Raw genomic sequence first — 19566 nt, forward strand, 5'->3', positions numbered from 1 at the left:
TTTCCGGAGAACGAACGATGCGGGGATTGCAGGGCAAGGTGGGGGTGGTCGCCGGCGGCGGTCGCGGGATCGGCGCAGCCACCGCGCGGCGGCTGGCCGAGGAAGGCGCGAGCGTCGTTATCGGTGACATCGCCGAGGACTGGGCGAAGGAAACCGCCGAGGCCATCCGTGCCGAGGGCGGCAGAGCCATCGGCGTCCATCTCGACGGCACCAGCGCCGCCTCACAGGCTGCGATCGTGCAGGCGGCGCTCGACGAATTCGGCACCCTCGATTTCTACCACTCCAACCTCGCGGGCGGGACTGAGGGCGATATCGACGCGCTCCACTGCCCCGAGGAGGTGCTCGACCGCTCGTTCGCGATCAACACCAAGAGCCACATGTTCGCCACGCAGGCCGCGCTGCCGGTGATGCTTGAAAGGGGCAGCGGCGCGATGATCTACACCTCGTCTGGCGCGGCGATCGGGGGCAATGCCTTCCAGGTCGCCTACCCGATGACCAAGAACGCGATCCACGCACTGGTGCGCCATGTCGCGGCGAAATACGGCAAGAAGGGCATTCGCGCCAACGGGGTCAGCCCCGGCGTGGTGCTGACCGAGGCGGTCAAACAGCACCTCACCGAGGAGTATGTCGAGAATGCACTCAGGGGCGTGCCGCACACCCGGCTGGGCCAGCCGGAGGACATAGCGGCGGCGGTTGCCTTCCTCGCCTCGGATGACGGCGCATGGGTCAACGGGCAGGTCTGGCACGTCAACGGCGGCATGATCAAGCGCGACTGATGGAAACCGCGCCCCCCCGCTCGAACCCGTGGCTGGTGCTTGGCATCCTGCTGCTCATCTACATTTTCAACTTTGCCGACCGCTACCTGCTGACCGGGCTGGTTGGGCCGATCAAGGAGGAGTTCGGGGTTGGCGACAACCTTATGGGCCTCTTAATGGGGCCAGCCTTCGTGGTGTTTTACGTGCTGATGGGCGTGCCCTTCGCGCGGTTGGCGGATCGTTCCTCACGGGTGCGGATCATCGCTGGGGGATGCATGATGTGGAGCCTCGCGACGGCGGCGACGGGGCTTGCCAGCGGCCCGGTCAGCCTCGCACTGGCGCGGGTTGCAGTCGGGCTGGGCGAGGCGGCTTTCGTCGCGCCGGCCTATTCGCTGCTGTCCGACTATTTTCGGCCCGAACGCCGCGGCCTGGCCTTCGCCATACTGGGTCTTGCAACCTACATCGGCCAGATTGCAGGGCAGGCGGGCGGACCGGCGATCGCTGAGGCGACCGACTGGCGCATGGCCTTCTTTGCGATCGGGCTACCGGGCATTGTCCTAGGATTGATCGCGCTGGCGGTGGTTAAGGAGCCACCGCGCGAAGGGCAGATCGAGGGCGAGGTGCAGGTGATCGTCCCGCTCGGCAAATTGACCGCGATGCTGGGGCGAACCCCCAGCTTCATGCTGATGGCGGTGGGCTTCGGGCTCGGGATCATGTCGGGCATCTCCTTCGGCTACTGGGGGCCGGAACTGTTCGCGCGCAGCTTTGCTATCGATCCGGTCGAGGCGAAGACCGCCTTTGCAGTCAATTTCGGCATGTCGGGACTTATCGGGATGCTCGGCTTCGGGGTGCTGGCCGACCGGCTGTCCAAACGCAACCGTGCCTGGCCGGCGCTGCTTTCGGCCATAGCGCTCGGCGCAGCGACGGTGCTGGTGGTGGCGACGGTATGGGCACCCACCTTCGCTATCGCCAAATGGCTGGCGATCCCCTGTGGCCTACTTGGCGGCGGGTGGTCGGTGGGGCTGTTCGCAGCGCTCCAGTACATGCTGCCCTCGGCCTACCGGGCCAGCGCCACTGCGCTGTTCGTCGCGGTGACGACCTTGCTAGGCTACTTCATCGGCCCGTGGCTGACCGGAGCGCTCAGTGAGAGCTTGGGCGATAATGCCGCCTCGCTGCAACAGGCGCTGACCATCATCGTGCCAGTCGGTCTGCTGGCAGGGCTGCTGGCCTTTCTCGCGGCAAGCCGGCTCGAGCGCGACCGGATCGCGCTGTCCGAAGCGGCATGAGCGCAGCCTCTGCCTGCGGGCTTTTGTGATGCCGCCGCGACGCAGAACGCTTGCCCGTCAGCTTGACGAGGCGTCAAATTCGGAGTTTGTGGGCAATATGTCCAACGACTTCCAGATTGACGATGCCGACCGCGCGATCGTCGAGCAGCTGCGGCTGAACGGCCGGGCGACCAACCAGCAGATCGCCAATACGCTTGGCCTCACCGCAGCGACCGTATCGGCCCGCATCCGGCGGATGGAAGACGCCAACAAGCTGCGCGTCGTAGCGGTGTCCGACTTCTCGGCGCATGGCTACAACGTGTTGATGGAGGTCGCGATTGAGGTCGATGGCCGTCCGGCGATCGACGTAATCGAGGAGCTGGTCCAGTTCCCCGAAGTGTTCGCCGCCCATCTGGTGACCGGACGCTATGACATCGACATCCTGGTCGCGCTGCACGATTTCGATGAGCTGCCCGACTTGTTTCTCAACAAGTTCGGCAAGATCCCCGGCATCCGATCTATGGTTCCGGCCATCGCGGTCGACGTAATCAAGTACAAGTTCGACGTTGCCCCGATCGATGCGAGGGAAGAGGTATGAGCATAGCCCAGCTTGACGAACTCGATCGCCAGCTGATCGAGGCGCTCGCCCGCGACGCACGGGTATCGAACCGCAAGATCGCACTGGATCTGGGCGTTACCGAAGGCACTGTGCGCGGGCGCATCAAGCGGCTCCAGCAGGACGGCCTGATTTCCTTTACCGCGATCACCAGTTTCGGCCTGGCGGACTCGGCTCGGATGGCGTTCATCGGGGTGGAAGTGAATGTCAGCGACGTGCGCGGCGTCGCTGAGCGCATTGCCGAGCTGCCCGCCGTCAATGCAGTGATGATCACTATGGGGCGGTTCAACATCCTCGCCATCTGCCTGTTCAACTCGCTCGACAATCTGCTCGAACTCGCCTCAAACCAGATACTCTCGATGCCCGGCGTGCATCACGTCGAAACCTCAATCGCGGTCAAGACCGTCAAGTACAACGCCCGCGTCGTGCGGATCACCGCAGCCGATCGTGCGCGGATCGAGACGCTCGATGACGATGCGTAATATTGAGATATATAAATTACGCGAATGCGATAAATAGACTATTTTCGGCTTGCCCATACGTAGACCTATTGCAAAACTCCTGCGTTTCCCTTAGGAGAGTCGAAACTCTTGGAGGGAGAGGCATGGCGACCACTGCAGATTATGGCTTGGGCGATTTCACCTACCCGCGCGGCTGGTTCATGGTCGCGCGCTCGGACGAGGTCGGTTCGACCCCGCTCTCGGTGCGCTACTTCGGCGAGGACATGGTGCTCTACCGCGGCGGGCAGAGCGGCAAGGTCTTCATGATCGAGGCCTATTGCCCGCACATGGGCACGCACCTTGGCCGCAACACCACCTCCTATGTCGTCAAGGACGGCGAGCATGTGCAGGGCGACAATATCCGCTGCCCCTATCACGGCTGGCGCTTCGGGCCGGACGGCAGGGTCAACCAGATCCCCTATTCGCCTGCCCCGATCCCGAAGTCGGCCTGCGTCAAGAGCTGGAAGGTGGTCGAGCGCGCCGGTTGCCTCTGGGCCTGGCACGATCCCGAAGGACTGGAACCCGATCACGAGTTGCCGCCTTTCGAGAATTACGATGCGCCCTTTTGGGTCAACTGGAATGTGCGCGAGCTGGGTGAACTCGCCTGCCACCCACAAGAGGTGGTCGACAACATGGCCGACAAGGCGCACCTTGAACCGGTGCACGGCTCGATCGCGATCGACAGCTTCGAGAACGCCTTCGAAGACCACGTCTGCCGCCAGATCCTCTCAGCCGGGCACCGCACGCTGGCGGCTGACGGCGGGGAGCCGATGACCAACGATACCTGGTATGTAGGCCCCGGTATTCTCCAGTCGGTGATGATCGGCGCCAACCCCTCGCACATGCTGATCGCGCATACGCCGATCGACGACGGGGTGATCAAGGTGTGGTACGGACTGATGGTCAAGGTCGGCAACCAGATGCCGACCGAGGAAGACCGCGCGCTCGCCTCGTCCTACGAAGAAGCCGGGGTCGATGCCTTCGCGCAGGATTTCGAGATCTGGTCGAACAAGCGCCCGTGCATCCACCCGATGATGGTGCGCGGCGACGGGCCGTTTGACAAGGTGCGGATCTGGTATCGCCAGTTCTACAACCCGCGCGCGCAGGCCAAGACCTTCCAGGCGCGGGTCAATGGCCGCTACACCACTCGCGGCACCAAGTCCGCCCCGTGGGAGACCGCCGCCTGACGGGCGTTGCGGACTTAGAGCACGCATCAAAAAAGGGCCGCCTCCATCGCCGGAGCGCGGCCCTTTTGCTTTGCGCGCGGCAATCAGGTGGCGGTCGCGCCGCCGTCGACCACCAACGGATGACCGGTGACGAAGCTCGCCTGATCCGAACACAGCCACAGTACCGCGGCAGCGATCTCCTCGGCTTGCCCCATGCGGCCCATCGGGGTCATGCCGTCCATCACCTTGCGGATTTCGGGATTGGCGGTGAGCGGCGCGGTCATTGGGGTTTCGATCACGCCGGGACAGACTGCGTTCACCCGGATACCTGCCTTGGCCCAGCGCAGCGCGCCGTGGCGGGTGAGGCCGATCACGCCGTGCTTGGTCGCGGTGTAACCCGGCTGCGCGCCATTGCCGACCAGCCCGTTGATCGACGAGGTGTTGACGATCGCGCCCTTGCCCTGCGCCAGCATCACCTCTGCCTCCTCGCGCATGCAATACATCACGCCCGACAGGTTCACCCCGATCGCCCGCGCCCACACCGCGTCGTCATATTCGTCCGCACCCATGTTGTTGATGCCGGCATTGTTGTGGGCGAAATCGAGGCGGCCATAGTCCCTCACCGCGCGGGCGATCAGCGCCTTGACCTCGGCCGCCTCGGCCACGTTGCACCGCTGGTAAAGCGCGGTGCCTCCGGCGGCGGCGATCATCGCGGCGGTTTCCTCGCCACCTGCATCATTGACGTCGGAGACCACCACTGCCGCGCCAGAGGCGGCGAAGGCCAGCGCGGTCGCGCGGCCGATCCCGCCGCTGGCGCCGGTCACCAGCGCAACCTTGCCATCAAACCCGTAATTCATCCCGCCTCTCCTTGATATGCGTAACAATTAGGCTACAAGATAACGCAAAGAATGGTCAATGACCGATTTAAGGGATAGGATTCGAATGGTTGATGCCCTTCTGGCCCCGACTCGGCTGGGTGACATCCGGCTCGCCAACCGCATCGTCATGGCCCCCATGACCCGCGACCGGGCAGGACCGGACGATGTGCCGACCGATCTCATGGTAGAATATTACGCTCAGCGGGCAAGCGCGGGGCTGATCGTCACCGAGGGCGTGCAGCCTAGCCCTGCGGGGAAGGGTTACTGGCGCACGCCGGGCATTCACTCGGAGGAACAGATCGCGGGCTGGCGCAAGGTCGCCGGGGCGGTTCATGCAAAGGGCGGGCGGATCGTGATGCAGTTGATGCATTGCGGGCGGGTGGTGGTGCCGGCCAATCGCGGTTTCGAGGCGGAAGTGATCGCGCCCTCGGCGATACCCTGTCCGGTGCCGGTTCCAGGGCCCGACGGCACGCCAATGCCCTGTGCAAAACCTAGCGCGCTTGCTGCAGACGAAATCCCCGCCCTGCTCGCCGAATATGCCGAGGCCGCGTGCAACGCGATCGCTGCCGGGATGGATGGGGTCGAGCTACATTGTGCCAGCGGCTACCTCGTCAACCAGTTTTTCAATCCTGCCAGCAACCACCGGACCGACGAGTATGGCGGATCATCGGAGAACCGTATCCGCTTTCCCGTCGCGGTGCTCGCCGCGCTGGCGGGGGCGGTCGGGGCAGGGCGCGTCGGTTTCCGCATTTCCCCTGGCAACCCCTATAACGGCATGGATCCGTCCGATCCTGCGGCAACCTTCGTGCCGTTTCTCAGGGCTGCCGCGCCGCTGGGCCTCGCCTATTGCCACGTTGTCGACATGGGGCTGGACGATCTCGATACGCTGGCGATGGTGCGCGATGCCTTCGGCGGGCCAGTGATCGCCAACAACAACCTCAAGCCCGACAGCGCCGCCGCGCTCATAGCAGCAGGCTGCGCCGAGGCGGTGAGCTTCGGGCGCGCCTTCATCGCCAATCCCGACCTGGTGGAGCGCATCCGCGCCGGCGCGCCCCTCGCCAAACCGGACTACAGCCTGCTCTACACCGGCGAGGAACGCGGCTACACAACCTACCCGGCGATGGTTGCAGGAGAGACAGCATGACCGCCAACCCCACATCTGGCCGCTATTCGCACCTGCTCTCGCCGGGCCGGATCGGCGCGCTCGAAATGCGCAACCGCATCCTCGTCACCGCGATGGGCGTCAGCCTGTCGGAGCCCGACGGCACAGTTGGTGAGCGGCTGATCGCCTATCACGAGGAGCAGGCCAAGGGCGGAGCGGGGCTGATCATTACCGGGGTCGCCGGGGTCGCATGGCCGACCGGCGCGGTGCAGCCGAACCAGACCGCGATTTCCGACGATCGCTTCCTGCCCGGCCTCAGCGCGCTGGTTGAACGCGTACACGCCCACGGCGCGAAGATCGCCGCCCAGCTCCATCATGGCGGACTGGTGGCCGGATACTCCGCCGATGCCTTTGGCGAGGAGCTCTGGGCGCCGTGCTATCCGCCGCCGTTCAAGGGCGATTTCATCGACTATTTCCTGCCCGAGGAAATGAAGGCCTTCAGCGGCAAAGTGCCGCAGATCCGGCTGCTCACCCGCGAAGACATCGACCACGTGGTCGAGCAGTTCGGCGCCGCCGCCGCGCGCGCCAAGCAGGCCGGGTTCGACGCCATCGAGCTCCACGCCGGACACGGCTACCTGATCTCGTCCTTCATCTCGCCGAAAACCAACACCCGGACCGACGAATACGGCGGCTCGCTCGAAAACCGCACCCGGCTGCTGATGCGGGTGATCGCGGCGATCCGCGAGGCCGTTGGCGTGGACTTCCCGCTATGGGTCAAGCTCGATTCGGTGGAAGTCGGCAAGGAGGGCGGCATTACCCTCGATCTCGCGATCGAAACCGCGCGCATGGTCGAGGCGGCGGGTGTCGATGCGATCACCGTCAGCGCCTATCACGATGGCGGACAGGGCAAGCTGCATTCGGCCAGCAATATCCCGCACGAGCCGGAAACCAACATCCCCGCAGCCGCCGCGATCAAGGCCGCGGTCGGCGTTCAGATCATCGCTTCAGGCCGGGTCGAGCCGGAAGCGGGTGACCGCCACATTGCCGAGGGCGTTTACGATTTCCTCGCCATGGGCCGCAAGCTGCTGGCCGATCCGCACCTGCCCCGCAAGATCGCCGGCAATGCGCCCGAAAGCGTGCGCCCCTGCGTCTATTGCTACACCTGCGTTTCGACCGCCTACGTGCGCGAGCCGCTGCGCTGCGCGGTCAATCCCGAGACCGGCTTCGAGTGCGAGCGTGCCGCGCCGGAAGTGGCGGGCAAGCGTTACGTCGTGATCGGCGGCGGGCCGGGCGGGATGGAGGCGGCGCTGCGGCTCGCCGAGGCGGGCAACCGTGTCACCCTGATCGAACAGGGCGCGCGGCTCGGCGGGACGCTGCGCATCGCGGCGCTCGCCTATCCCGCCAACGAGCGCCTGCTCGACTGGCTGGTGCGCGAAATCGGGCGTTCGTCGGTCGAGGTGCGGCTGGAGACCACCGCCACGCCCGAACTGCTGCGCAGCCTCGCGCCCGATGCGGTGATCGTCGCAACCGGCGCGCGGCGTGACATGCCCGCGCTGGCCGGGGGCGATCTGCCGCACGTGTTCAGCGGCGACGACATGCGCAGGCTGCTGCTCGGCGAGGGTTCGGACGAACTGAAGCGCAAGACCGGGCTTGCCACGCGCCTTGCGACGAAGATCGGCGCGGCGACGGGGATCACCGCCAATCTCGATTTCGTGCGCACCGCCTCGCGCCGCTGGATGCCGCTGGGCAAGCGGATCGCCATCATCGGCGGCGAGCTGGTGGGGCTGGAGCTGGCCGAATTCCTGCACGAGCGCGGGCGCGAGGTGACCGTGCTCGAACCCGCCCCACGGCTCGGCAAGGGGCTGCTGCTGGTGCGCCGGATGCGCCTGATCGCCGAACTGCGCGAACACGGCGTAGCGATGCATGGCGGGGTCAAGGATCTCCTGATCGGCGAAAGCGACGTGACCTTCACCGATGTCGGGGGCGAGGCGCGCATGGTGGCGGCCGACAATGTGATCGTGGCGATGGGGGCGAGCGGCGATGTGGCGCTGGCCGAACGCCTGCGGGCCGAGGGCTTCACGGTCGAGACCGTCGGCGACTGCAACGGCGTGGGCTATATCGAAGGCGCTATCCGCGGCGCGGCTCAGACGGTCGCGCGGCTGCTTGGGGCCTAGGCTCAGCCCCCGCCGCATTCCGCAGCGCCCGCCTGTTCGGGCGAGGCAGCCTGCTGCATCGCTGCCACATCGAAGCGCACCAGCCCGAACAGGGTGGTGTACATCAGAGCCCCGCCCTCGTCGGTCTTGAGCCCGGTGAAAGCGCCGTTGAAGCGCGGGTCGGTGCCACCGTCGATCGACATCACCAACCCGCCGTCGTCGCGGTCGAAGCCGAGCTGGAACAACCGCCCGGGCCGGGCTTCGAGCGTGCCATTGAGCACCACCATCCGGCTCCCGCGCGACAACAGCGGGACGGTGGCAATGGTGCCGACATCGCGGCGCTGCCAGACCGCCCGCCAGCGATCCGCGCGCATGTCCCAGCGATACATCGCGATGCCGCGCGGCAAGGGACGCACCGTTCCTGCCAGCAGTCCGCGGGTGAAGCTGCCGGATATCGGCATCGGCTTGGACCCGCCCGACAGGATTGAGTTGATCACGAAGGCATTGCCATCGTCCGCCACCACCGATTGTTCGGACTGCACAACCGGAAAGTCCGGGCCGAAGTCGACTGTGATCTGGTCGGCAATGCGGGGCGAGAGCGTGCCGGGGCGCTGGCGCCAATCCTTCGGCAAGCCGTTGCGCCAGAAGGCGACCAGCCGCATCTTGCGTGCGCCGTCGGTCAGGATCACGAGTTCGTCGTCGTCCTCGCCAAAGCCCATCAGCGTCGGGGTCGCGCCGGTGCCGTCGGCGATCTTGCCGGTCGGCAACCGCTCGCCGGGATCATAGGCCGCTTCCCACGCCCCGCTCTCCGGCTCCGTGCCGATCCGGCCCGCATCATCGACGGCAAGGCGATAGAGCTTGCGGTTCGAGGCAATGTAAACCGCCCCGCCGCCAAGCTCCGGGCTGGTGGCAAAGCCGTTGGTGAAGACCTCGCCTTCAGGCGCGCGGTAGGTGTCGATGACGGCAAAGCTGTCGCGGTCGAGCGTGGCGATGGTGCCGCCCAGTGTGCTGACCACCAGATAGCCGTTGAACGTCATGCCGAGCCCGAATACGCTGTCGGCGGGGAAGATCGTCGCAGCGCGGGCGCGGGCATCGTCGAACAGACTGTCGGGCAGGCGCACCTGCTGCGGCGGGGCGAGGCCTGAGAACGGATCGGCCGGGTCGAGATTGTCGATCCGCACCAGCCCGCGCGCATTCGCGCCGATGAAGCCGTGGTCGCGGGTGAACAGCGAATAGAGCACGCCCTGTGCGACCTGATCCTCGACCGCCGTCTGCAAGCGATTGGGCTGGCGGGCGATGGCAGTGCCGATCGCCGCCTCGTCGCCGCTCGCCAGCAGGGCCGCCAGTTCGTCGGCCAGCGCGCTGCGGGCGGCGACAGATTGCGGACGATAGCCCGGCAGTGCCATGCGGACCGGCTGCCGCGCGATCTCGACAAAGGCGCCATCCACAAGGTGCAGCTTGCGCAGCGCCGTACCCGAGAAGAACCACACCACCCGCTTGCCGCCAACGTCCGCATCATAGGCCGGTATGCCGAGTGTGTCGGCATAGGCGACCGCGGCTCCACCGGCGGTCAGGCAGTAATGCCCGCGCGGCACGGCGGCAGGGGTGCTGTCAGTGGCCGCATCGTTCCAGTGGCTCTGGTTGTTGGGGCTGTCGGCGAGGAAGGGGTTGCGCGGAAAGTCGCCCGCGGTGGCGCTGGTCGGCACCGCAAGAAGGCTTGCCAGCAGGGCGGCAAACCTGGCCAGACGGGATCTTGTCATTGCAGGGCCCTCCTTTGAAAGAAGTTGGGCCGGAGCATTGCTGCTCCGGCCCGCTATCGGCACCGCCCACCCCCGTGAGGCGGCGCTCAGTAGTTGAACCCGAAGGTCACGCCGAAGGTGCGCGGCAGGCCGAAAATGCCGCCCGCATAGCCGAGTGGGCCGAAATCGATCCCGCGGAGCAGGTTGTTGTCGTCGAACAGGTTCTTGCCCCAGATCATGATCCGCGCTTCGCCGCCGCTGAGCGGGATCTTGTCAATGACGATCTGCGCATCGACGAGGTTTACGTTGTCGCCGCGGATCTGTTCGTTGAAGGGCGAGGAGATCGTGTTGTTGAAGCTGTATTTGCCGTCTTCGTAGGTGTAGCCGACGCGCGCCCGCAGCTCGGTTCCGTTCGAGCCGAGCGGGAAGACCGCGTTGGCAGCGAAGTTCGCGGTGAAGGGCGAGGTATAGGCGGGCCGCGCGAAGGCAGCGATGTTCTGCACCCCGTCGGCCGCAACGACCGGCTGCCCGGCGAGCAGTTCCTTGAACTTCACATCGACATACCCGATCGAGCCGTCAAACGAGAATGTGTTGGACACAGCCGCCTGGAAGTCAGCCTCGATCCCGGTGTATTCGACCTTGCCCGCGTTGCGCACCACCGACTGGAAGGTGCCCTGGCCGGTCAGGGTGGGCTGGAACACCGCAAGGCCTTCGAAGATGTTGTGATAGCCTGCCACATTGAGACGTAGACGGCGATCGAACAGCTCGGTCTTTACGCCGAGTTCGTAGGAGGTGACTTCTTCCTCGTCGAAGTTCGGCACGCTGCCGTCGGTCGACAGCGGGTCGGAGGCATTGAAGCCGCCCGAGCGATAGCCGGTCGCCACGCGCGCATAGACGCTGGCTTCCGGGCTGAATTCGTACCGGCCCATCAGGTTCCACGTCAACTTGCTGAAGCTCGCGTCACCCACCTGCGGCGTCGCGAGCGGTGCCGCTCCGTTCTGGGTGCGGATGATGCCCTTGTCGTCCCAGGTGTAGCGTGCGCCAGCGGTGATGCTCGCCCCGCTGTCACGCCCGCCGGGGTAATAGGTGACCTGGCTATAGACCGCCTTGGAGTCCGCGTCGGCCGAATAGGACAGCGTCGCCGGGGTCACGACAAGACGGTAACGCGCCGGGTTGGAGGCCTGGAAAGCCCCGGAAAGGGGGCCGAAATTGCTGAACACGGCTGTGTTCGTGTCGAGCACGAAGCCGCTGAGCTGCGGGTTGAGCTCCGAACCCTCTTCCCAGAAATAGAAGCCGCCCACGACCCAATCGAGCGTGTCGGTATCACCCGAGAACTCCAGCTCGGCCTGAAATTGTTCGTGGCGCCGATCATTGCTGGTCGTGAACAAGCCGGCGTTGGTGGTCGGTACCGGCAGGCCGGCAACGAAATCGATCGTTGCTTGGGGCGTTCCCTGCGGGAAAACAAAGGGCAGCAAGGCCTGCGCCGGGGTGCCGGCAAAACCGTTGAACAGGGTTGACTGCGAGAAGGCCGGGCCGCTGAAATCGCCCATCCCATCGAAATCGGTGCCATTGATGGTGTTGTTCCAGCGTCGGTAACCGGTCACCAACTTTGCGGCGAAGCCACCGAAATCATTGTAGATCTGGAAGTTGTGGCCCCAGATTTTATCGCGCGTCGGCTCGTTGTCATCGAGGCAGATCCGATCGCGGAACGCGCGGGTTGGCACCGCTAGCGCAGCGCATCGCGGATCGGTGAAGGTCGCATTGGCGAGATATTGCGCAACCGGTGCCTGCTGGGTCTGGACGATCTGGACGCCGTTCACGGTCAGTGGCGGGCGCGGGGTGCCGTCGGCCACGTTGGTCAGCTGGAAAGCGAGAGGCGTACCGTCAGTTCGAGTCCAGTCGAAGATGTACTGGACATAGCCTGTCGTTCCGATGTCAGCCCGGAGCGCGCCGCGGAACGAATCGGTCTTGAACGAGCCGGGATCGCGGGAATCGCGACTTTCCATCAAATCGTCCACCGTGCCGTCCCGCTGACGGCGGGCATAGGACAGCGTCGCCTTGATTGCGCCGCCGATCAGGCCGGTATCGACAGCAATGCGGCCGTTGAAGGCATTGTAATTGCCGTAGCCGATTTCGGTGCGGATGCCGAATTCATCGCTCGGCGCGCGGGTCACGAAGGCGATTGCGCCGCCGGTGGTGTTGCGGCCGAACAGCGTGCCCTGGGGGCCGCGCAGTACTTCGACCCGCTCGACCTCGGCCATGTCCATGCCGCTGGCACCTGAACGCGCGATGTAGATGCCGTCAAGATAAAGGGCATTGGCGGTATCCAGGCCGAAAGTCTCGCTCGCCGGGCTGGTGATCCCGCGCATCGAGATGACCGCAGCATTGTTGCTGGACTGACCGGTTATGACAGTGACGTTCGGGGCAAGGCCGCTCAGGTCACGCGCATCGTTGACTTGAAGCTGCTGGAGCTTTTCGCTGCCCAGCACCGAAATTGCCAGCGGCACTTCCTGCAGGTTCTGTTCGCGCTTCTGCGCGGTCACCACGATTTCACCGATCGTGGCCCCGGAGGCCGGTTCGGCGTCCTGCGCAGCCAGCGGCATGGCCGTAACGGCAAGGCTTGTTCCCACAAGCAGCCGCATCTTTGCGGCGCGGCTCAAAGCAGATTTCATAGAGAATCCCCTCCTCCTATCGGCACCTTTGCAGTGCTCCACAGCGTGGGATTGCATTAATGCGTAAAAATTGTCAATCAATGATACGCATTGTGATAAGATTGTGGGAATGAATGCCGTAGATAGGGCGATTTTTATGGGGTAATGTGCCGATATTTGCGCTGCAGCCAGAGGCGCGCAGGTGCCGGAATCGCGCTCTTTTGGAAAAGATTTCCTGGCCGCGGGGGCGCACCGCATAACTCGCCCTCCACCGCCCGAAGGTGTGGACAGGGCCGTCGCGGCCCGCCGTTCGATCCGGCGGTTTAATGCCTGTCCCCTGGACGTGGCGCTGTTGCGCAACCTTCTCGGGCAGGCGCCTTGCTGCATCTGCGTGCCGGTCTGCACGGCATCTGCACGGCAATCGCGCTGAAACCGCATAGGGGCCGCGGCAACTTCTCGATCTCCATCGGCAAACAGGCCTGCGAGCAGATGGAGACCATGCATGACACTTGCCCCCACTCAACCGACCCGATCCCGCTTTAGTTTCGCGATCAAGGCAGGCGCGGCCATCGGTTTGCTGTTGCTCGCTGATGGGCTGCTTTATGGATATCAAGGCGGAGCGGTGCTTGGGCTGTTCGCGCTGGTGTGGGTGGCGGTGCTGGCGCTGGCGCGTCCCGCGGTGCGCCGGGCGCGCGGGGGCTGGGCGGCTCTGGCGCTGGCGGCGCTGTATGCAGCCGCGCTGATCCATGATCCGGGGCCGCTGGCGACGTTGCTGTTGCTCGCCGCGATCGGGACGGCGGCGTTGCTGCCGGGCCATGTATTCGACCATGCCGGGCTGTGGGCGCTGCGCCTCATCATGCTGGGCTTGAAGGCGCCCTTACGCCCCCTGAGGGATGGCTGGCGGCTGGCGAGCCTTTCGGGGAATGGGGGTTTGCTGGGCAAGGCGATGATCCTCAACATTGTGCTGCCGCTGACGGGTGGAGCGCTGTTCCTTGCCCTGTTCGCCAGCGCCAATCCGGTGCTGGATCAGGCATTGTCAGGGATCACCCTGCCGGATCTTTCGGCGCTGATCGGCCATGTCTTCCTGATGGGGCTGGTGCTGGTGTTCGTGTGGCCGACGCTGCGCCCGCGCGCGCTGCGACTGGCGGGAGGTGCAGGCGGGGCAGGGTTAGGGCTTGGACAGCGCTGGCCCCATCCTTCTGTGACCATGATGCTGATGGCGCTGGCAGTGTTCAATGCGGTGTTCGCGCTGCAGAACGCGCTCGACATCGTCTTCCTGTGGAGCGGCGCGCCGTTGCCCGTGGGCGTGACGCTGGCTGAATATGCCCATCGCGGCGCCTATACCTTGATTGCCACGGCGCTGCTGGCTGGGCTGTTCGTGCTGGTCGCGCTGCGCCCGGGATCGCAGGCCGCTGGCACGCCGCTGGTGCGCGTGCTGGTGCTGGTGTGGGTGGGGCAGAACCTGCTGCTGGTGGCATCGAGCATCCTGCGCCTTGCTGATTACATTGCCGCCTATTCGCTGACCGAGTGGCGGATTGCAGCGCTGGCGTGGATGTTGCTGGTGGCGAGCGGGCTGATGCTGATCTGCTGGCGGCTGATGACGGGCCGATCGGCGGCCTGGCTGATCAACGCCAACGCACTGGCGGCCGGGGCGGTCCTGACTGCGGCGAGCCTGGCCGATACCGGGGCAATCGCGGCGCGATGGAACGTCGATAACCTGCGCGATCCGGCGCAGCTCGACCTGTGTTATCTGGAGCGGCTGGACAGTTCCGCGCTGCTTCCGCTGATCGACCTTGCGCGGGCGCCGGTTGGCCCGGCGATGCGCGACCGTGCGGCTTACCTCAGTGTGAGAGCGCACCGGCGTCTTGCCGCGCAGCAGGCCGATTGGCAGAGCTGGACCTTGCGCGGCGCGTTGCGTCTGGCCGAGGCCGAGGCGAAACTGGCAGCCGCGCCGCTTGCCCAGCCGCGCGCTGCGCGTCATGGCCGGACATGCGGGGGCGAGATCCTGCCGCCGCCTGCGCCGCCGGTCACGCTGCCAACTGCGCCATTGACGCAAGACGAAAACCCGTGATGCTTGCCGCCATGGAGCGCACCATCCTTGTCGTCGATGACGATCCCCACATCCGCCAGCTGCTGGTCTTCGCGCTCGGCAAGGCGGGGCTGGCGGCGGTCGAGGCGGAAGATGGCGAGCAGGCTCTTGCCCGGATCACCGCCGATGCACCGGATCTGGTCATCCTCGATATCAACATGCCGCGCATGGACGGGCTGGAGGTGTGCCGACGCGTGCGCGCCGCCAGCGCCGTGCCGATCCTCTTCCTGTCCTCGCGCGATGACGAGATCGACCGGGTGTTGGGGATCGAACTGGGGGCGGATGATTATGTGGTGAAGCCCTTTTCCCCGCGCGAGGTTGTGGCCCGCACGCAGGCGATCCTGCGCCGTGCCTCAGGCGTAACTGGCGCTCATGCCGGCGTGTCGGCGGATGAAGGCAAGCTCATCCAGCATGGCTGTCTGAGGCTCGATACCGAGAGCTGGCGGGCGAGCTGGGATGACCGGGACGTGGCACTGACCGTCACCGAATTCGCGCTGCTGCGCACCCTTGCCGCGCGGCCCGGCAAGGTCTTCAGCCGCGATGAAATCATCGACCGGCTGCACGGCCCCGGATTTGCGGTCACCGATCGCACGATCGACAGCCACATCCGCAATCTGCGCGCCAAGTTCGCCGCTGTCGGCGCAGAGAGCCTGATCGAGACGCGGCCCGGCATCGGTTATGCGCTTGGAGCTTGTCGGGGTTCCGGCGCGACATGATCCGCGCAGCGAAGGCATGGCTCAAGGCCCGCTGGCCGCGGCTGCGGCTGCGCACCATCGTCTTTGCCACGCTGTTCACTGTTGCCGCGCTGCCGGGAATCGCGGCGATGTTCCTCAGGGTCTACGAGAATACGCTGGTGCGCCAGACCGAGGCGGAGCTGGTTGCGCAAGGGGCGGCGCTGGCGGCGGCGGCTGAGGCCATGTGGCCGGGAGCGGCCGAGCGAACAATCCCCGATCCGCAGGATTTCCGGCCCGAGGTGCCGACCATTGATCTTAGCAGCAGCGCGATCCTGCCCGAACGGCCCGCACCGCAAACAACTGCGACTGCACCCGAACCTGAGGCAGTGGCAGCCGCGCGTGCGCTGGCACCGGTGGCGGCGCGCACCCGGCAGGTGACATTATCGGCGATTGTCCTGCTCGATCAAAAGGGGCAGGTCGCCTCGATCAAGAACCCCGGAAGCCTCGCCGCCCTGCCCGAAGTGCGCGCCGCACTGGCAGGGCGGCCGGAAACCGTGCTGCGCCGCAACGGCGATTACCGCGCCACTTACAACTTCGAATGGCTCAGCCGCGCCGCCGCCTTGCGGGTGCATCATGCGCGGCCGATCATGGTCGAAGGGCGCGTGGTCGGGGTGTTGCTGCTGTCGCGTTCGGCGCGGGCGCTGTTCAAGGGGCTCTATGCCGATCGCGGCAAGATCGCGCTGGGGATTGTCGCCATTTTCGGCCTGCTGATCGTGCTGTCCGGCGTGCTGTCACGCGGGATCGTGCGCCCGGTCGAGGCACTGGCCCGCGCCAGCCGCGCGCTTGCCTCGGGGCGGCAGGAGTTTCCCGATCCGCCGCGCACCGCAGCGATCGAGATTCAGGCGCTCTACGCCGATTTCGCCCGCATGGCCGAGGCGATCGAGCGGCGCTCGCGTTACCTGCGCGATTTCGCCCATGCGGTGAGCCACGAGTTCAAGACCCCGCTGGCGGGCATCAGAGGCACGCTGGAAATCCTCGGCGATCATGGCGACACGATGGCGACGGATGAACGCCGCCGTTTCCTTGCCAATGCCGATGCCGATGCGGCGCGGCTGACGATGCTGACGTCGCGTCTGCTGGAGTTGGCGCGTGCCGATCTCAGCGCCGATGATGCGGCGGGACGTGCCGATCTGGGCGCGGTGCTGCGGCGGCTGCGGGATGCTTATGGAAGCGAGAGTTTTGCCGTGGAAGCAGCAGTCCCCGCTGGCCTGCCGCTGCTGGCAATCCGCGAAGCGTCGCTTGAGGCAATTGTCAGCGCGCTGATCGACAACAGCCGGCAGGCGGGCGCAAACCTGATCGGTTTTGCGGTGCAGCCCGACCTGAGCGCAGGGGCGGTGCGGATCATTGTCACCGACGATGGCCCCGGCATCCCCGCTGCCGACCGCGAGCGGATCTTCGAGCCGTTCTTCACGACTCGGCGCGCAAGTGGCGGCAGCGGGCTGGGCCTGTCGATCGTCAAGTCGCTGATCGAAGCGGCTGGCGGCACGCTGCGGCTGGCGGACGGCGAGGGCGGGGCGAGCTTCGTCCTCACCCTGCCGCTCGCCCGCTGACGGCCCGCGCTTACTCCCAGATCTTCCGCGTCTCGCCGATGGTCGCCTCGCGGATCTGCGCGCGGTGGAAGGGCAGGCGATGCCAGCGCTTTTCCGCATAGGCGCGGGTCTGGTCGGCAAAGTGGGGCGAGGCGGGATTGGTGGACTGCGAGTAGCTCAGGATCGCATCGGCGACCGGGCCGCTCTCGTCGAAGCCGACGATCTGGATATAGCTTGTCCCATGCACCGGCATCAGCCCGCCATAGGGTGCGGGGCGCGCGTCCTGATAGTTGAGCACGCCCGCCGTTCCGGGGCCGCCGTGGATGGCGATGGCTTCATTGCCTGCCATGACGCGCTGCACCGAGCCCCATGGCGCATCGAGCGCAATGCCTGCCTCGTCAAGTTCGGTCACGGCCTCGGCCAGCGCGGTGAGCAGATTCTCGCCCTTGGCACCATCGGTGGCGAGGGTGTTGGGGGTGGCGACGGGATTGCCCGCGTCGAAGGGAACCTGCCACAGGCCCGGCAGCTTGGCCGCCCTCGCCCAGAAGGCGCGGAACAGCGCCGCGCCGCGGCTGTCTGCCTCATATCGGCGGTCCCACTGGCCCAGCACCGCGCAGCCGCGCGCCGTCACGTCGGGCAGGGTGGCGGGAGCCGCGCACAGCGTCGTCATTTCGTCCATCACCATGTCTGCCGCGAGGCTCTTGTTGGCAAAGGCGAGCGCCTTGGCGCGGGCATGATCGACCTTGCCGCTCGCCAGCATCGCCTCGGTCTCGGTGAAGTTCGAACGGGTCCGCAGCGACAGGGGCTTTTCATACTTGCCCAGCACCGGGGACAATTGCCGGTGCGGGATCGCCGGGTTGCTGATCCAGTAGCTGTCGTTCGAATTGGTGAGGTAGCTGCGCACCGTGGTTGCGGCCTGATCGGTAGCAGGCATGAGGCCGGGCGCGGGGGTGCCGGCGGCCACATCCCAGTCGCAGGACGACTTGCTGCCATCGAGCAGGATCGCAAATTCGGCGAACAGCGGCGCGATCGGGGTGGCGCAGGTCTTCGCCTTCTCGCCCGAGACATTCGGCACCGCGGTAACATCGGCATGGAGCGCGTCGCCGTGGCGGTCGGCCGCAATGGTGTTGACCCAGGGAATGCCCAGCGTTTCGCTGACGGCCGCCTTGATCTCGCCGACATTTCTGGCCTCGCCGATGCGCAGCCAGGTCTCGATCCCGCGCTGGTTGCCGCGATTGGCGTCCTTGAGCGCAAAGGCACTCTGCGTGCTCCAGGTGATGCCGCGTGCGGGGATAACAAAGACCGGGCCGAAGCGGCTGCTGTAGAGCGTGCGGGTGACGTCAGGCTGGCCCTCGGGCATTGGTACGGTGACAGTCTGCGGCGTCATGGCTTCGCTCTGGCCGTCGACCATGTAGCGGGTCGGGTCAGCCGGATCGAGCGCCAGCTGGTAAAGCGTGAAGTGCCGCGCCTCGGTCACGGTGTGGGTCCAGGCGACGTCCTTGTTGAAACCCAGCGTCACCATCGGGGTGCCGGCCAGGCCCACACCCATCACGTCATACCCCTTCGGGCCGGTGATGTGCATCTGCCAGAAGCGGTTGGGGCCTTTCCACGGAAAGTGCGGATTGCCGATCACCAGCCCGCGTCCGTCCGCCGTGGCATCGCCGCCAAAGGCCCAGCCATTGCTGCCCATGCCCAGTTCACCGGGATCGGGCAGGCTTATGGTCACCTTCGGGGCAGGGCTTCCCGGCGGCGCGGCATTGGCGATGGCGGGGGCAAGGTTGAGCGAGCTTGCCAGCAGCATCTGCTTTTCATTGAGACGGAGCATGTCGTCGGCGGTGATGGGGCGCACCCACGCCTTGCCGCGACATTCGGCGGGGATGCCTTGCGCGCCGGCGTCCTTGAGGAAGCGGTTGTAGCCCGCGACATAACCCGCCAGCAGATCCTGCGCGCGCGGGCTCAGGGTCTTCGCGCTTGTCCGCAGGGCAGGCAGATCGATCACCGCGCGGAAGAACAGGTCGGACGACAGGTTGTCGACCTCCTCGAAGCCGAGCACCGCCTTGGCGTCTGGCCCGAAATGCTTCGAACGTTCGCCCGCAACGGTCACGAATTCCTCGGCCAACAGGCACAGGTTGTCCTCGGCATAGGCATAGGCCACGCCATAGCCCACGCCGCGCCAGTCGCGCGCTTCGATATGGGGAATGCCGTAAGTGGTGCGGGTGATGCTGGCGGAATAGCGCTTGCCCGCAAGGGCCTCGCCCGCCGGGGCCAGTGCCATGACGGCGCAGCCCGCCGCCAGAATTGCCGTCCGCATCCGCATCATCACTCTCCCGCAACGCTTTCAGGTTGTTTGGAGCAACCTATCGGCAAGCCTGCGGGCAAGTAAAGGGGG

At 65.9% G+C, this 19566-nt stretch carries 14 protein-coding genes; 10 read left to right on the top strand and 4 right to left on the bottom strand.

The window, feature by feature from the left end:
- Positions 1 to 17: 17 nt before the first annotated feature.
- From CHX26_RS05430 to CHX26_RS05450, 5 genes are all read left to right on the top strand, one after another.
- Entirely contained in the window at positions 18 to 776 is a 759-nt protein-coding gene (locus CHX26_RS05430) for an SDR family NAD(P)-dependent oxidoreductase (RefSeq protein WP_104941493.1), read from the top strand.
- A complete protein-coding gene (locus CHX26_RS05435) occupies positions 776 to 2041 on the top strand; it encodes a spinster family MFS transporter (RefSeq protein WP_172449720.1) in 1266 nt (421 codons plus the stop codon). Before CHX26_RS05430 ends, CHX26_RS05435 begins: the two co-directional genes overlap by 1 nt.
- A gap of 97 nt (positions 2042 to 2138) precedes the next feature.
- Complete coding sequence (locus CHX26_RS05440) at positions 2139 to 2618, top strand: Lrp/AsnC family transcriptional regulator (RefSeq protein ID WP_104943282.1); 480 nt, start codon at positions 2139 to 2141, stop codon at positions 2616 to 2618.
- A complete protein-coding gene (locus CHX26_RS05445; protein WP_104941495.1) occupies positions 2615 to 3118 on the top strand; it encodes an Lrp/AsnC family transcriptional regulator in 504 nt (167 codons plus the stop codon). The genes CHX26_RS05440 and CHX26_RS05445 overlap by 4 nt, the downstream gene beginning before the upstream one ends.
- Before the next feature lie 122 nt (positions 3119 to 3240).
- On the top strand, positions 3241 to 4323 hold the full coding sequence (locus CHX26_RS05450; RefSeq protein ID WP_104941496.1) for a Rieske 2Fe-2S domain-containing protein: 1083 nt from the start codon (positions 3241 to 3243) through the stop codon (positions 4321 to 4323).
- Positions 4324 to 4406: 83 nt separating this feature from the next.
- Here the strand turns inward: CHX26_RS05450 and CHX26_RS05455 are convergent, their stop codons facing one another.
- On the bottom strand, positions 4407 to 5159 hold the full coding sequence (locus tag CHX26_RS05455) for an SDR family oxidoreductase (protein WP_104941497.1): 753 nt from the start codon (positions 5157 to 5159) through the stop codon (positions 4407 to 4409).
- A gap of 85 nt (positions 5160 to 5244) precedes the next feature.
- Between CHX26_RS05455 and CHX26_RS05460 the strand changes: the two genes are divergently transcribed.
- Both CHX26_RS05460 and CHX26_RS05465 read left to right on the top strand, forming a co-directional pair.
- Complete coding sequence (locus CHX26_RS05460; protein ID WP_104941498.1) at positions 5245 to 6324, top strand: alkene reductase; 1080 nt, start codon at positions 5245 to 5247, stop codon at positions 6322 to 6324.
- Positions 6321 to 8456 carry an oxidoreductase gene (locus CHX26_RS05465; RefSeq protein ID WP_104941499.1) on the top strand — a complete coding sequence of 712 codons (2136 nt, stop codon included), beginning with the start codon at positions 6321 to 6323 and terminating at the stop codon, positions 8454 to 8456. The genes CHX26_RS05460 and CHX26_RS05465 overlap by 4 nt, the downstream gene beginning before the upstream one ends.
- Before the next feature lie 2 nt (positions 8457 to 8458).
- On the opposite strand, the gene CHX26_RS05470 is transcribed toward CHX26_RS05465, so the two are convergent.
- Together CHX26_RS05470 and CHX26_RS05475 are read right to left on the bottom strand one after the other, a co-directional pair.
- Entirely contained in the window at positions 8459 to 10195 is a 1737-nt protein-coding gene (locus tag CHX26_RS05470) for a hypothetical protein (RefSeq protein WP_104941500.1), read from the bottom strand.
- Positions 10196 to 10281: 86 nt separating this feature from the next.
- Positions 10282 to 12846, bottom strand: a complete 2565-nt coding sequence (locus tag CHX26_RS05475; RefSeq protein WP_233997291.1) for a TonB-dependent receptor — start codon at positions 12844 to 12846, stop codon at positions 10282 to 10284.
- Positions 12847 to 13327: 481 nt separating this feature from the next.
- On the opposite strand from CHX26_RS05475, the gene CHX26_RS05480 reads away from it, so the two are divergent.
- Genes CHX26_RS05480 through CHX26_RS05490 form a run of 3 tightly spaced genes read left to right on the top strand, consistent with a single transcriptional unit; the run spans position 13328 to position 17198 of the window.
- The gene (locus tag CHX26_RS05480) at positions 13328 to 14896 is read left to right on the top strand and encodes a DUF4153 domain-containing protein (RefSeq protein ID WP_104941502.1); all 1569 of its coding nucleotides are present in this window, start codon (positions 13328 to 13330) and stop codon (positions 14894 to 14896) included.
- Positions 14897 to 14907: 11 nt separating this feature from the next.
- The gene (locus tag CHX26_RS05485) at positions 14908 to 15630 is read left to right on the top strand and encodes a response regulator transcription factor (protein WP_104943283.1); all 723 of its coding nucleotides are present in this window, start codon (positions 14908 to 14910) and stop codon (positions 15628 to 15630) included.
- Positions 15627 to 17198 (top strand): sensor histidine kinase, encoded by a 1572-nt coding sequence (locus tag CHX26_RS05490; RefSeq protein WP_104941503.1) that lies wholly within the window; start codon positions 15627 to 15629, stop codon positions 17196 to 17198. The genes CHX26_RS05485 and CHX26_RS05490 overlap by 4 nt, the downstream gene beginning before the upstream one ends.
- Before the next feature lie 10 nt (positions 17199 to 17208).
- Here the strand turns inward: CHX26_RS05490 and CHX26_RS05495 are convergent, their stop codons facing one another.
- Positions 17209 to 19497, bottom strand: coding sequence for a penicillin acylase family protein (locus CHX26_RS05495; protein WP_233997292.1), 2289 nt, complete (start codon positions 19495 to 19497; stop codon positions 17209 to 17211).
- Positions 19498 to 19566: the final 69 nt, after the last annotated feature.

It is taken from the genome of Porphyrobacter sp. HT-58-2, from assembly GCF_002952215.1.
Classification (GTDB): Bacteria; Pseudomonadota; Alphaproteobacteria; order Sphingomonadales; family Sphingomonadaceae; genus Erythrobacter.

Coding starts and splice junctions, on each gene's coding strand:
- CHX26_RS05430 (WP_104941493.1), top strand. CDS start 18: ATGCGGGGATTGCAGGGCAAGGTGGGGGTGGTCGCCGGCGGCGGTCGC.
- CHX26_RS05435 (WP_172449720.1), top strand. CDS start 776: ATGGAAACCGCGCCCCCCCGCTCGAACCCGTGGCTGGTGCTTGGCATC.
- CHX26_RS05440 (WP_104943282.1), top strand. CDS start 2,139: ATGTCCAACGACTTCCAGATTGACGATGCCGACCGCGCGATCGTCGAG.
- CHX26_RS05445 (WP_104941495.1), top strand. CDS start 2,615: ATGAGCATAGCCCAGCTTGACGAACTCGATCGCCAGCTGATCGAGGCG.
- CHX26_RS05450 (WP_104941496.1), top strand. CDS start 3,241: ATGGCGACCACTGCAGATTATGGCTTGGGCGATTTCACCTACCCGCGC.
- CHX26_RS05455 (WP_104941497.1), bottom strand. CDS start 5,159: ATGAATTACGGGTTTGATGGCAAGGTTGCGCTGGTGACCGGCGCCAGC.
- CHX26_RS05460 (WP_104941498.1), top strand. CDS start 5,245: ATGGTTGATGCCCTTCTGGCCCCGACTCGGCTGGGTGACATCCGGCTC.
- CHX26_RS05465 (WP_104941499.1), top strand. CDS start 6,321: ATGACCGCCAACCCCACATCTGGCCGCTATTCGCACCTGCTCTCGCCG.
- CHX26_RS05470 (WP_104941500.1), bottom strand. CDS start 10,195: ATGACAAGATCCCGTCTGGCCAGGTTTGCCGCCCTGCTGGCAAGCCTT.
- CHX26_RS05475 (WP_233997291.1), bottom strand. CDS start 12,846: ATGAAATCTGCTTTGAGCCGCGCCGCAAAGATGCGGCTGCTTGTGGGA.
- CHX26_RS05480 (WP_104941502.1), top strand. CDS start 13,328: ATGACACTTGCCCCCACTCAACCGACCCGATCCCGCTTTAGTTTCGCG.
- CHX26_RS05485 (WP_104943283.1), top strand. CDS start 14,908: ATGGAGCGCACCATCCTTGTCGTCGATGACGATCCCCACATCCGCCAG.
- CHX26_RS05490 (WP_104941503.1), top strand. CDS start 15,627: ATGATCCGCGCAGCGAAGGCATGGCTCAAGGCCCGCTGGCCGCGGCTG.
- CHX26_RS05495 (WP_233997292.1), bottom strand. CDS start 19,497: ATGATGCGGATGCGGACGGCAATTCTGGCGGCGGGCTGCGCCGTCATG.